At 72.3% G+C, this 12,157-nt stretch carries 13 protein-coding genes; 8 read left to right on the top strand and 5 right to left on the bottom strand.

Features of this window, described 5'->3' with window-relative positions:
- Positions 1–185 precede the first annotated feature (185 nt).
- The 5 genes from AB0G16_RS30460 (at position 186) to AB0G16_RS30440 (ending at position 5,465) form a co-directional block, all read left to right on the top strand.
- Positions 186–860 carry a GAP family protein gene (locus AB0G16_RS30460; protein ID WP_362812606.1) on the top strand — a complete coding sequence of 225 codons (675 nt, stop codon included), beginning with the start codon at positions 186–188 and terminating at the stop codon, positions 858–860.
- A gap of 256 nt (positions 861–1,116) precedes the next feature.
- On the top strand, positions 1,117–1,932 hold the full coding sequence (gene erm, locus AB0G16_RS30455; protein WP_362812603.1) for an ErmE/ErmH/ErmO/ErmR family 23S rRNA (adenine(2058)-N(6))-methyltransferase: 816 nt from the start codon (positions 1,117–1,119) through the stop codon (positions 1,930–1,932).
- A 445-nt stretch (positions 1,933–2,377) separates the two neighbouring features.
- Positions 2,378–3,718 carry an extracellular solute-binding protein gene (locus AB0G16_RS30450; protein ID WP_362812600.1) on the top strand — a complete coding sequence of 447 codons (1,341 nt, stop codon included), beginning with the start codon at positions 2,378–2,380 and terminating at the stop codon, positions 3,716–3,718.
- Positions 3,715–4,635: a sugar ABC transporter permease gene (locus AB0G16_RS30445; RefSeq protein ID WP_362812597.1), complete on the top strand. Its 921-nt coding sequence runs from the start codon at positions 3,715–3,717 to the stop codon at positions 4,633–4,635. Before AB0G16_RS30450 ends, AB0G16_RS30445 begins: the two co-directional genes overlap by 4 nt.
- Complete coding sequence (locus AB0G16_RS30440) at positions 4,632–5,465, top strand: carbohydrate ABC transporter permease (RefSeq protein ID WP_362812594.1); 834 nt, start codon at positions 4,632–4,634, stop codon at positions 5,463–5,465. The genes AB0G16_RS30445 and AB0G16_RS30440 overlap by 4 nt, the downstream gene beginning before the upstream one ends.
- Before the next feature lie 10 nt (positions 5,466–5,475).
- On the opposite strand, the gene AB0G16_RS30435 is transcribed toward AB0G16_RS30440, so the two are convergent.
- Both AB0G16_RS30435 and AB0G16_RS30430 read right to left on the bottom strand, forming a co-directional pair.
- Positions 5,476–6,225, bottom strand: a complete 750-nt coding sequence (locus tag AB0G16_RS30435; protein ID WP_362812591.1) for an alpha/beta hydrolase — start codon at positions 6,223–6,225, stop codon at positions 5,476–5,478.
- The gene (locus tag AB0G16_RS30430) at positions 6,222–7,193 is read right to left on the bottom strand and encodes an SDR family oxidoreductase (RefSeq protein WP_362812588.1); all 972 of its coding nucleotides are present in this window, start codon (positions 7,191–7,193) and stop codon (positions 6,222–6,224) included. Before AB0G16_RS30430 ends, AB0G16_RS30435 begins: the two co-directional genes overlap by 4 nt.
- Before the next feature lie 398 nt (positions 7,194–7,591).
- On the opposite strand from AB0G16_RS30430, the gene AB0G16_RS30425 reads away from it, so the two are divergent.
- Positions 7,592–8,812 (top strand): MFS transporter, encoded by a 1,221-nt coding sequence (locus AB0G16_RS30425; RefSeq protein WP_362812585.1) that lies wholly within the window; start codon positions 7,592–7,594, stop codon positions 8,810–8,812.
- 20 nt (positions 8,813–8,832) lie between these two features.
- Here AB0G16_RS30425 and AB0G16_RS30420 read toward each other — a convergent pair whose 3' ends face one another.
- Positions 8,833–9,000 (bottom strand): hypothetical protein, encoded by a 168-nt coding sequence (locus tag AB0G16_RS30420; RefSeq protein WP_362812582.1) that lies wholly within the window; start codon positions 8,998–9,000, stop codon positions 8,833–8,835.
- A 15-nt stretch (positions 9,001–9,015) separates the two neighbouring features.
- On the opposite strand from AB0G16_RS30420, the gene AB0G16_RS30415 reads away from it, so the two are divergent.
- Both AB0G16_RS30415 and AB0G16_RS30410 read left to right on the top strand, forming a co-directional pair.
- Complete coding sequence (locus tag AB0G16_RS30415; RefSeq protein ID WP_362812579.1) at positions 9,016–9,216, top strand: hypothetical protein; 201 nt, start codon at positions 9,016–9,018, stop codon at positions 9,214–9,216.
- A 182-nt stretch (positions 9,217–9,398) separates the two neighbouring features.
- Positions 9,399–9,761 carry a nuclear transport factor 2 family protein gene (locus tag AB0G16_RS30410; protein WP_362812576.1) on the top strand — a complete coding sequence of 121 codons (363 nt, stop codon included), beginning with the start codon at positions 9,399–9,401 and terminating at the stop codon, positions 9,759–9,761.
- A gap of 95 nt (positions 9,762–9,856) precedes the next feature.
- Here AB0G16_RS30410 and AB0G16_RS30405 read toward each other — a convergent pair whose 3' ends face one another.
- Complete coding sequence (locus tag AB0G16_RS30405) at positions 9,857–10,678, bottom strand: hypothetical protein (protein ID WP_362812573.1); 822 nt, start codon at positions 10,676–10,678, stop codon at positions 9,857–9,859.
- A 755-nt stretch (positions 10,679–11,433) separates the two neighbouring features.
- A partial coding sequence (locus tag AB0G16_RS30400) for an RICIN domain-containing protein (protein ID WP_362812570.1) occupies positions 11,434–12,157 on the bottom strand: 724 nt, incomplete at its 5' end.

Genomic DNA, 12,157 nt, shown 5'->3' with positions numbered 1-12,157 from the left:
GGAGGCCACGGCCCCTCCCACGGTGGAGGATCGAACAGGACGGTGGCCACATCCCGATCGAGCGCCCCGCCCCCGCCTTCCCTCCCACCACCTCCCCTCCCCCGATTCCGCCCCCACGTCCGCCGTGGTCACGGCCGCGGCCCCACGGAGCGGAACCGGCCCGACGTCACCGACGGAGAACGACGTTGACCACGACCCTGTTGCTCACCCTCGGCGCCCTGGCCCTCCTCGACAGCATGAGCTTCGGGACGCTGGGCGTCCCCCTCTACCTGCTGCTCTCCTCGGACCGGTCACCCGCGAGCCGGCTGACGGTCTACCTGGCCACGGTCACGGTCTTCTACTTCGGGGTCGGCGTCGCCCTGATGCTCGGGCTGACCGCGGCGCTGGCCACCTTCGACGAGGCCCTGCACAGCCGCACCGCCTACTGGGTGCAGCTCGTCATCGGCGTGGGACTGTTCCTGCTCAGCTTCCGGTTCGACCCCAAGAGGCGCAAGGACCGCCCGGAGCGGTGGGAGCCCCGCCTGGGCGGTCCCGGGTCGATGATCCTTCTGGGGCTGACCGCCGCCCTGCTGGAGGTCGCGACGATGCTGCCCTACCTCGGCGCGATCGGCTTCATGACCGCCGCGGACCTGCCCGCCGCGCAGTGGGTGCCGCTGCTGGCGGGCTACGTGATCGTCATGATCCTTCCCGCGCTCGCGCTGTTCGCCCTGTGGTCCGTCGCCCGGCGGCGGCTGGAGCCCCCGCTGCGACGGCTGCGTGACTGGATGCGCAGGCACTCGGCCTCCACGATCGGCTGGACCCTGGGCATCGTCGGGTTCCTCCTCGCCCGCGACGCCGCGGCCCACCTGTTCGTCTCCTGACCTCGCTCACCCCGCTCCCGGCCTCGCTCGCCCCCGCGCGAAAACCCGTTGAACACAAGCGAGACGAGTCGTATCGTCTAACGCCATGTGCCTTCATTCCACCCTCACGGCGTACGGCTACGTGATCCGTCCCCGCGGCGACCGGCCCCTGGCCCGCTAGGGACGCGTCACCCCCTTCGTTCCGCCACGCGTCCCCGATGCGCGCCCCCGGGCCCTCCGAGACCTCTTTCTCCTCGGACCCGAAAGGGCGGAAGCCGTGGCGCACTTCTTCGCGCACCGAGATCACCCATCCACCCCACGAAAGGCGGAGGACAACCGCGGCCGGGCCAGGCGCGCCCTGTCGCAGAACTTCCTCGTCGATCCGCACGCCGTACGCCGCATGGCCGAGGCGGCCGGATCGCACGAACTGCTGCTGGAGCCCGGGGCGGGCCGGGGTGCCCTGACCTTCGCGCTCGCCGGCAACTGCGCCAGGGTCGTGGCGTACGAGATCGATCCGCTGCACGCGGGCAGGCTCGCGGCCCGCGCTCGCGGCGTCCGCGGGATCGAGGTGGTCAGGGGCGACTTCCTGGCCGCGCCGGCCCCGCGCGAGCCGTTCGCGGTCGCCGGGAACATCCCGTACTCGATCACCTCCGGGATCGTCGGCTGGTGCCTGCGCGCCCCCGCGCTCACCTCGGCGACCCTGCTCACCCAGCGGGAGTACGCGCGCAAGCGCTCCGGGGACTTCGGTCGCTGGAGCAGGCTGACCGTGCTGACCTGGCCGGTTCGCTCGTGGGAACTGGGCGGTCGCGTCGGCCGGGCGGCCTTCCGGCCGATGCCCGCCGTCGACTCGGCGATCCTGCGGATCACGACGCGGCCCGTCCCGCTGCTCCCCGGCGAGGCGCACGCCGCCTGGCGCGCGTTCGTCGAGGAGGGTTTCACCGGACGGGGCGGCTCGCTGCACGCCTCGCTGCGCGGGCCGTACCCGCCCCGGCGGGTCGACGCCGCCTTCGCCCGGGCGGGGGTGGACCGCGACGCGGTGGTGGCGTTCGTCCACCCCGACCGGTGGCTGACGCTGTTCGAGCTGCTCCACTGAGCTCCGGGCGGTGAGACGGCGGGACGGGTGACACCCGCCCCGCCGTCTCACACCGCTCTTTCAAACGATTTTATTCGTGGCGGAGGCGGCCCCGGCGGAAGGTCACCCACCCGTGAGCTGGGGAAATCGCCGACGGCACCGGCCGACGGGGGCGCCGGCGGACGGGGGGCGACCCGCGCCACTCTTGACGCACCCTCACCGGAGCACTGAAACTCGCTCAAAGCCGACGTCGGTCTTTCCTGTGTTAACGATAACAATCACGATCCCTGTTCTTCGTCGGCCCACGAGCCGGGCGGTTCCGCACCGTCCGGCCCGCGCTCATCACCGTCCGGCCCGCGCTCACCGCACACGAGGAGAACCTGGAACGCGGCCCCCCTCACCCGTCTGTAGCTCCGTCCGGCCGCGCCACCGGAAAGGCGCGGCCCCCGCTCCCATGGAGACCACAGTGGACGACACTCCATCACCCCCCTCCCCGATCAGCCGGCGGAGCCTCCTGGGCGGAACCCTCGCCCTGGGCCTCCTCGGCTCCGGCTGTTCCATCCCCGTGGACCTGGGCTCCTCCCGGACCCGGGTCAAGTACTGGCACTTCCTCGGCGCGAGCGACGGAGTGATCATGAACGGCATGGTCGGCGCGTTCGCCAAGGAGAACCCCGACCTGTTCGTCGAGGAGAACGTGCTCCAGTGGGGCGAGCCCTACTACACCAAGATCGCGATGGCGGGTTCCGGGGGCCGCTCCCCCGACGTCGCCACCTTCCACCTCGCCCGGCTGCCCGGCATCGGCCCCGGCCAGATCCTCGACCCGATCAACCTCGACCTGCTCGCCGAGAACGGCCTGCGTCCCGAGGACTTCAGCCCGCCCATCTGGGAACGCGCCCACATCGACGGCGTGCTGTACGCGGTGCCGTTCGACGCCCACCCCATGGTCCAGTACTACAACACCGACATCTGCGGCAAGGCCGGGTTGCTCGGCGACGACGGGAAGCTGCTCCCCACCAGGGGCAAGGACGAACTGCTGGCGGCGCTGCGCAAGGCCAAGGAGGCCCTCGGCGGCAAGCCCCCGCTGGTCTTCGACACACTCGGCCTCGGGACCGTCGGCCCCTGGCGGGTCTGGTGGTCGCTGTACCCGCAGAGCGGCGGCACCCTCCTCTCGGAGGACGGCACGCGGATCACGATCGACGACGCCAAGGCACTGGAGGCGCTGACCTTCATGCGCACGCTGGGCGAGGAGGGGCTGTGCGACACCACCCTCGACTACCCCGCGTCGGTCGCCGCCTTCCAGAGCGGCATCGCGGCCTTCCTGTGGAACGGCGACTGGGAGACCACCACCTTCAAGCTGGCCAAGATGCCGTTCAGCATGGCGCGCTTCCCGTCGGTGTTCGGCGGTGACTCGGCGCAGGCCGACTGTCACGTCTTCGTGGTGCCCCACCAGCGCGACCGCGACCCCGAAGTCGAACGGGCGACCTACCGGCTCATCGCCGCCATGGTGAAGAACAGCGCCGACTGGGCGGTCGCCGGTCACGTCCCGGCGTACCTGCCGGCGCTGGAGAGGCCGGAGTATCTCGCGCTGAACCCGCAGTCGGAGTACCGCTCGGTCATCACCGACGTGGCCCTCGACCCGCAGGTGTGGTTCGCCGGGTCGGCCTCCCGGCTGTGGATCGAGTTCGGCGGGGCGTTCTCCTCGGTGATCAGCGGCGGGCGCACGCCCGAGCAGGGCCTGGCCGTGGCCAAGGACGCGCTGCGCCGTCTGATGACGACCCCGAACCCCTTCCCCGAGGAGCCCCGATGACGACCACCGTCACCGCTCCCGCCACCGCCGCGCCGGTCGGGGCGGCCAGGGCGGGCCGCCGCTGGACCCAGCACGGACTGCTGTTCGTCGCGCCCTTCCTGGTCGTCTACCTGGCCTTCCTCGTCTGGCCGCTGCTGCTGGGCCTGAGGATGAGCCTGACCAGCGTCAACATCGCCGGGTCCAACGACCGGTTCGTCGGCTTCGCCAACTACGCCGAGGCGTTCGGCGACCCCCGGATGTGGAACTCGCTGTGGAACACGGTGCTGTTCACCGTGCTGAGCACCGTCCCGCTGGTCCTGCTGGGGCTGGTCCTCGCCCTGCTGGTGCACAACCTGCGCTTCGTGCGGTGGCTGTGGCGGCTGTCGTTCTTCGCGCCGTTCCTGCTGCCCTCGGCCGTGGTGTCGCTGCTGTGGATGTACATGATCTACCAGCCGAGCTTCGGCCTGCTGAACAACGCCCTCGGGACCGAGGTGCTCTGGCTCGGCGACCCGGGCGTGGCGATGTGGTCGATCGTGCTGACCACCGTGTGGTGGACGGTCGGCTTCAACTTCCTGCTCTACCTGGCCGCGCTGCAGAGCATCCCCGAGCACCTGTACGAGGCCGCCTCCATCGACGGCGCCTCGGCCTGGGACAAGCTGCGCTCGATCACGCTGCCGATGCTCCGCCGCACCACCGGGCTCATCGTGGTACTGCAGTTGCTGGCCTCGCTCAAGGTCTTCGACCAGATCTACCTGATGACCGGCGGCGGCCCGGACGACTCCACCCGCCCGATCATCGAGTACGCCTACGACATGGGCTTCACCGGCTACCGCATCGGCTACGCCTCGGCCGTGTCCTACATCCTCTTCGTCCTGATCGTGATCGTCTCCCTGGTCCAGCTCCGGCTGTTCCGCAAGCGCGAGGAGTCCCGCCGATGACCAGACGCTTCAGCCGGGGACAGCTCGTCCTGCTGGTGATCACCGGGGCGCTCGCCCTGCTCTGGCTCATCCCCATCGCCTGGGCCGTCGCCACCTCCCTCAAACCCGAGGGCGACACCACCGCCGTCCCGCTGCGCTGGTTCGGCGACGAGGTGACCCTGGAGGCCTACAGCCTGGTCCTGGGCACCGGCGGCATCGTGAAATGGGCGATCAACTCCACCGTCATCGCGGTCGCCGTGACGTTCCTGACCGTGCTGTTCTCGGCGATGGCCGCCTACGGCTTCGCTCGCACCCGGTTCCGGGGACAGCGGGTGCTGCTCGCGGTGATCCTGGCCGGGATCATGGTGCCCCCGCAGGTGCTGATCGCCCCGCTCTTCGCCGAGATGGTGGCGCTCGGCCTGGTCGACACCTGGTGGGGCGTCATCCTGCCGCAGGTCGCGGCGCCGGTCATCGTCTACATCCTCTACAAGTTCTTCCAGGGGGTGCCGCCGGAGCTGGAGCAGGCCGCGTTCGTCGACGGGGCGGGCCGCTGGCGGGTGTTCTTCACGATCGTGCTCCCGCTCTCCCGCCCGGTCCTCGCCGCGGTGTCGATCTTCACGTTCATCACCACCTGGAACAACTTCCTGTGGCCGTTCCTGGTCTCCACCGACCCCAACACGATGACCCTGCCGGTGGGACTGGCCAACGTGGTGCAGGGCACCTTCGGCGTCCGGTACGCGCAGATCATGGCCTCGGTGGTGCTGGCCGGCCTGCCACTGCTCGTGATCTTCGTCCTCTTCCAGCGCCAGATCGTCCGCGGCGTCGCCCACACCGGCCTGGCCGGGGAGTGACGCGGCGTTCTCAACCGAAGGCCGGGACGGCCCGGATGATCCGGGCCGTCTCGGCGGGCACGCTGTAGTTCAGGGTGTGCGCCGCTCCGGGCACCTCCACCAGCTTCCCCTGGGGCAGCAGGCCGGCGAACCGCCGTGACCACTCCCGCGACACGATGAGGTCCCTCTGGCCGCGCACCACCGTGACCGGGACCCGCACGTCGCCCAGCTTGTCCTCGACCCGGTCGTCGAGGGCGGCGCGCAGCGTGGCGAAGTAGCGGCGCGGGCCGCAGGCGAGGTAGTCGCGCCCCAGCAGCGGCACGATCCCGGGCCGCTCGAACGCGGTGTTCCCCGCCAGCCGCGCCGCCAGCCGCCACGCGGACCGCGCGCCGGCGTCCATGGTGGGGCCGATGAGGACCATCGGCCCCACCAGCTCGGGGGCGTGCGTCGCCAGGTCGACGACGACCTGGCAGCCGACGGAGTTGGCCACCAGCGGCGCGCCGCCGCGCCCGGTGGCGCGCAGCCATCCGGCCAGCGCCAGCGACAGGCCGCGGATGTCCAGCGCCTCGCGCGGGCCGGGTGTGCGGCCGAACCCGGGCAGGTCGACGGCGACCGTCCGCGTCCGCGGCGCGAGGCACCGCGCCAGGGGGAGGAAGTAGCGGTGCGAGCAGCCCAGGCCGTGCACGCACACCACCTCGGGAGCCGAGGCGGGTCCCAGCACCGCGGCGTGCACGGGCGTGCCCGCCACGACGGTGACCTCGTGCTCCCGCCAGCGGGTCAACGCGTCAGCAGACGATGCGCGCCCACGACGGCACCGGCCAGGGTCGCCGCCACGGCGATCCTGCGCACCGCGGTCTTGCGCCCTCCGTGCCAGCCCCCGGTCACCGACCCCGGTCCGGGCGTCGGCTCGTACAGGTTGCCCGGGGTGTCGGCCGCCTGCTTCCTGCGGGACAGGTGGGTGCGGTCGACCTGGGTGGCCATCGCCCGCTCGGTACGCCCCGGGGCCTTCTTGGCCTGCCGCAGCATGGCGCGCCCGGCGGGGCCGACGACGACCTCCCTGCGCGGGGACCGCACCACCTTGACGATCGCCTTCGCGACCCGCTGCGGCGTGTACACCGGCGGCATCGCCACCGGCCTGCGCCCGGTGTAGTTGGCCGCGTGGTCGAACAGCGGCGTGTCGACGGCAGCCGGCATCACCGTGCACACGTGGATCTTCCGGGCACCCTCCAGCGCCAGCTCCTGCCGCAGGCTGGTGCCCAGCGCGCGGACCGCGAACTTCGACATGCCGTACGCGTGCGTGTAGGGCTGGGCCACCACGCCGGCGACGGACGCCACGTTCACCAGAACCCCGGCCCCCTGCTCCCGCAGGTAGGGCAGGGCCGCGCGCGCCCCGTGCACGTACCCCATCACGTTGACGTCCATCACCCGCCGGAAGTCCTCCAGCGGCACGTCGCCGAACGGCCCGAAGATCATCACCGCGGCGCAGTTCACCCAGACGTCGATGCGCCCGAACCGTTCGGCCGCCAGCCGCGCCAGTTCCCGTACGGCGTGCTCGTCGGTCACGTCGGTCACCACCACGAGCGCCCGCCCGCCGGCGGCCTCACACTCCCCGGCGACCTCCTTGAGCGCCTCCTCGCGCCGCGCGGCCAGCACCACCGACGCCCCCTCGGCCGCGAACGCCAGCGCGGTCGCCCGCCCGATACCGCTCGACGCGCCGGTGACGACGACGACCTTGTCTTTCACCTTCATGCCGATGTCTCCCCGAAGTAGAGGTCCATGAGCCGATGACGGCCCGCCCTCCCCCTCCCCGGAGGACCTCCGCCGAAACAGGACCGGTCCGCGCCGGCCCCCACCGCGCGGTCCCCGCGCGACTCCCGTGTGACGCCCGGCCGATCCCGGGCGGTCCCCGGGCGGTCCCCGAGCGGTCCCCCGGGCGGTCCCGGTCGGCGTCCGGGACCGTGCGACGGCCTCCGTGACGGCGCCGTCCCTGTTCGTGCCGGTAGGACGTCCGTGTTCTCGGCTTCTTGGCAGCCCGGCGGGACGCGTATTACGGTGTGATCCATTGACGGCGAGCCGGTCGGCAGGGGTCGCGAGTGCCGGCGCGGAGGGGGCTTCCACGTACCGCGACCTCGCGTGAAGGAGAGCTCATGGACCCCCGGCCGACCTCGACCGCCCCCGAGCCGGACAAGGGCCTCCGGCCGCGCTCGCAGTGGGGGACGATCGTCGTCGTCTACCTCGCCGGGGTCGTCGCGGCGATGGGCCTGGGCAAGTTCGCCTCGGTGGGGCCGGTGATCGCGGACCAGCTCGGGCTGTCGCTGTCGCAACTGGGCTGGGTCATCTCGGCGGTCGTCGGCGTGGGAGCCGTCGCCGGCCTGCCCGCCGGGTACCTGGTCCGTCGTTTCGGCGCGGACAGGTCGCTGGTCTCCGGCCTGGTCCTGATCGCGGTGGCGAGCGCGGCGAGCATGGCGGCGGGTGACTTCACCTGGCTGCTCGTCATCCGGGGCCTCGAAGGCGTCGGATACCTCCTGGTCACCATCGCCTGCCCGGCACTGATCCTCCGGCTCGCCCAGGGACGCGACCGTGGCGCGGCCCTGTCGCTGTGGGCCACGTTCGTCCCGGTGGGGCTCGGGGTGAGCACGCTGGCCGGGGGCGCGCTCGGTTCCGCCCTGGGCTGGCGCGGCTGGATCGGGCTGATCGCCGGCCTGACGTTCGCGATGGCGCTGGCCGTCCGGGCGCGGCTGCCCCGCGGGGCCGGGCGGTGGGTGGCGGCGGGCCCCGTCCCCCGGGCCGGGGCGCTGATCTGGCCGGTGGTGCTCGCCGTGTCCTTCTGCCTGAGCGCGATGGTGACCATTCCGGTGATCGTGCTCCTGCCCACCCTCCTCATCGAGGAGTACGGGCGTTCGGCCGCCGCCACGGGCGCCCTGACCTCGGTGGTGTCGGTGCTCGGCGTGCTCGGCGGGCTGGCCGTGGGGGTGCTGCTCCGCCGGGGCGTGCCGGTGGGCGTCCTGGCGCTGCCCGGCCTCCTCGTCGTACCGGCCGCCTGGTTCATGTACGGCGGCGGCTCGCAGGTCGCCGCGCTGACCGGAGCGGGGGTCGTCTCCGTCGCGAACGGCTTCCTGGCGGCCCTCGTCTTCGCCGCCCTCCCCCTGGTGCTGAGGCACCTCGACCACGCCGACGTCGGCAACGGCGTGGTCGCCCAGGCGGGCAGCGTCGGCTCGCTGGTCGGTCCCCCGCTGTTCGGCATGGTGGCGGACGGGCCCGGTTTCCCGGCCCTCGTACCGGTCATCGCCGCGGGGATCGTCGTCTCGGTCGGCGCGCTGCTGCTGGCCGGCCGCCGGGCCGCCCGGCACCTGCCGGACGGCGGCTGACGCCCGGACGGCCGCCCGGCTCACCGGTCGCGGAGCAGTCCCTCGGTGTAGGCGGCCAGGCGGGCGGCGTCGCCGGGATCGAGCGTCCTCAGGGACATCGCGACCGGCCGTCCCCTGTCGATCGCGGAGAGCGGGGCGGCGGGCGGGTCGTCGATCCATCCGACGATCGGCCGGACCGCGTCGGCCACCGGGCGGGCGAAGGTGTGTTCCAGCCCGTGCCGCCCGCCGTCGAGTACGGCCTGACCCCGCTCGGGACGACCCTGCTCGAACCGCTTTCGGCGATGGCCGACCGGGCGGTCCGCCACGCGCCGGAGACAGGCGAGGCCCGTTCCCGCCGAGCCCCGGCCCGCGAGGACCTCGACCGGGTGCCGCGCGGCACCCGCGACGGTTCCGGGCGGGCCTGAGACGGACAGGGATCGCCGGGCCTCGCTCGGCCGCCCCGCGCAGAAGGTGAGCGCCCCGTCCGTTCCCGCCGCGAAAGGCGGGTCTCACGGCGACGTGATACCCACCTCGGCGACAGTTGCGCGTTCCTCCTCGCCCCGTATCGTCCCTAACGGTGGTCCTGGCCGGGCGAGGGAGGATCGGCATGACCGACGACGTGGTGCGACGCGTTTTCCAGGTGGTCGACTCGTTCGACCCCGAAGGGTTCGTGCGGTTGCTGGCCGAGGACGCCACGCTGGTGTTCGGCAACGCGGAGCCGATGACGGGACGTGAGACCATCGCCGCCGGGCTGCGGGCGTTCTTCGCCACCATCGGCGGCCTGCGGCACCGGATCGTCAGGAACTGGCAGGTGGGCGACGACGTCATCGCCGAGACCGAGGTGACCTACCGGCGGCTCGACGGCGGGGAGGCCAGCGTCGTGGCCGTGTCGATCTGGCGCGCCCGGGAGGACGGCCTGATCACGGACTACCGCATCTTCGTCGACCTCGCCCCCGTCTACACGGTCTAGAGGTCGGCCGGCTCGTCCCGGGCCACGTCATGGGCGGTCATGAGTCTCATCCGATCGGACGCCGGTGACATCTCAGGCGGCGGCGAACGCGTCCGTCAGTACCGGTCGCCGGTGGGCGGGACCGGGTTGGCGGGATCGCTGTCCCAGGTCAGCCGCTGGTCGGAGCCGACCTCCATGGCCTCGAGCTCCTCGTCGGCCACCAGTGCCGCGACGCACGCCTCGCCGCCGCCGACGTAGGTGGTCATCAGGTCCACGTCGGTGGCGACGCACCACGCGCGATCGTGCGGCCACCACAGACCGGCCCGCTGGTCACACCACGGTGTCGCCGCGAGCGAGGTGGTGGCCGCCCGCAGCGGTCCCGTGAGGAGCAGCATCGAGCGGGCCGGCATCTCGACCCTGGCGATCCCGCTCCCCACCGGAAGGCCGAGGTCGCCGAACCCCTCCCAGACGGCGAACCAGCACCGCTCGGGGGTGGTGGTGTACGCCGAGAGCAGGTGAACGAGGCGCGCGGCCTGCCGCATCGGCAGCGACCCCACCGCCGGAAGGTCGTCCCATATGCCCGGCTGACCGTCCTCGCGCAGGAATCGCCAGGAACCGGTGATGGACGGCCACTGCATCGCCGGGTGCGGGGTACGCCCGTTGGCGCGGGCCACCTCCGTCCACGTCACCTCCTGCTCGGCGCCTTCGGCGTCCCCGGTTCTTCCGGAACCTTCGGCTTTCCCGGAACCCTCTGTTCTCCCAGCGCCTTCGACGGTCCGCCGCGCCGGGTGGAACACCCGCGCGTAGGCGCCGAAGACCGGCGGTACCAGGCAGCCCACGACGTGGTCCTCGAAGTCGCGTACCGCCGCCACCACCCAGTCCGCGGGACGCGCATCGGTCTGCAGGGTCAGCTCGTTCACGCTGACGGGCTCGTCCATCCCGCGAGTAGACCAGCCGGCCCGCCGGACGGACAACCCGAGCCGTGTACGTCGGACACGCCGTCTCGGTGATCACGCGAGTGTGCCGTGGGATCGGACGATCGACCACGGCACGGCGGGGGCCCGATCCATGGGCCGGGGTTCAGCGGACACCGGGTACGGCGGCGCCGAGGACGGGACGGCGAAGGTGCCGCGGGGTGATCACGACGCCGGTGACGCGGCCGGCGAGCGGTGACGCCGGGTGGGGCGGCAGGCGCTGGCAGGTCGGGCGATGGCGCCATGGCCGGGTGGATCGGGCGTACGTCATCGGCGAGAACCTGTGGGTCGTCGAGAATGCGAACACGTTCCCCGCGGCCGGTCACGCCGGGTGGAAGGCGCGGTCCACGCTGCGGCGCCCGGCCGGGTCGGTGTGGCGCAGGGTCGGCACTCCGATCGTGGTCAAGGGACTCGACGGCAAGTGGGCGGCGGGCTCGGTGGGGGCAGGGCGGCTCTGGCCCGCTGGACCGGCGCGGCCTGGCGTGCGGTCGCGCTTCCCGCGATTCCGTCCGCACGCCCGGGTCAGATCTCGGAGTTGACCGACGTCGCGGTCGACGGCGAGACCGGCCGGTTGATGGCCGTCGGCTGGGTCGCCTGGCCGTGCGGCGGTGCGAGGCGCCGGCGATCCGACTCCCCCCGGCACCGAGCACACGGCACGAGATCGGCACCGGGGAGACGTGAGGGCTTACCGCAAATCCACGGTCACGTCGGGACGAGCGTCAGACGGCCGTGCGCGACCACTGCTGGTTGGCGCCGGTGTTGCACGGGTACTGCTTGAGGATCACGCCGTCCGCGGTCGACGCGGACGGTACGTCCACGCACTTGCCGCTGTGTCGTGCCTGGAGCTGGAAGTAGCCGCCGACCGCGACCATCTGGAACTGCTGGTTGGTGCCGGCGCCGCAGGTGTACTGGATGAGTTCCGCGCCGTCGGCGGTCGAGGCGCTCGCCACGGCGAGGCACTTTCCGCTGTGGCGACTGTAGATGCGCACGTAGCCGCCACCGACGTCGTCGAACCCCCACTGCTGCCATGCGTTGCCGCTGTAGGTGTACTGGTCGACGCGCGCGCTGTCGTTGGTGCTCGCTTGTTGGACGTTCATGGCCTTGCCGCTGTGGCGCGCGTTGATCCTGTACGCCGGCGGAGGGGTGGAGTCGCCGACGGTGTCGCCCCAGGCATACCGGAGCCGGTTCGCGCCGTGGCCGTTGCGGACGGTCAGGCTGAGATTGGTGCCGCTGCCGCTCAGGGCGTACATCGAGTACCAGTCGTAGCCGATGGTGCCCGGCTTGCCGCCGAGGGCGGGCCAGTAGGTGCCGCCCATCCGGTTGTCACGCATGACCTGGGCCACGGCGCGGAAGTAGCGCACGAAGTTGTCGGTGCTGTTCGGGTTGCCGTAGTCGAGGCCGGTGGACATCGGCGCGCCGAACTCGGTCGCGACCGCGCGGGAG

Source organism: Streptosporangium sp. NPDC023615 (genome assembly GCF_040640155.1).
Taxonomy (GTDB): domain Bacteria; phylum Actinomycetota; class Actinomycetes; order Streptosporangiales; family Streptosporangiaceae; genus Streptosporangium.
Note: the sequence above shows the minus strand (reverse complement) of the source record. Positions and strands in the feature narration are given on the sequence as shown.

What these genes read in the sequence shown, in the direction of transcription:
- AB0G16_RS30445 (WP_362812597.1), top strand. Translation starts at nt 3,715, where the DNA reads ATGACGACCACCGTCACCGCTCCCGCCACCGCCGCGCCGGTCGGGGCG.
- AB0G16_RS30440 (WP_362812594.1), top strand. Translation starts at nt 4,632, where the DNA reads ATGACCAGACGCTTCAGCCGGGGACAGCTCGTCCTGCTGGTGATCACC.
- AB0G16_RS30430 (WP_362812588.1), bottom strand. Translation starts at nt 7,193, where the DNA reads ATGAAGGTGAAAGACAAGGTCGTCGTCGTCACCGGCGCGTCGAGCGGT.
- AB0G16_RS30425 (WP_362812585.1), top strand. Translation starts at nt 7,592, where the DNA reads ATGGACCCCCGGCCGACCTCGACCGCCCCCGAGCCGGACAAGGGCCTC.
- AB0G16_RS30410 (WP_362812576.1), top strand. Translation starts at nt 9,399, where the DNA reads ATGACCGACGACGTGGTGCGACGCGTTTTCCAGGTGGTCGACTCGTTC.
- AB0G16_RS30405 (WP_362812573.1), bottom strand. Translation starts at nt 10,678, where the DNA reads ATGGACGAGCCCGTCAGCGTGAACGAGCTGACCCTGCAGACCGATGCG.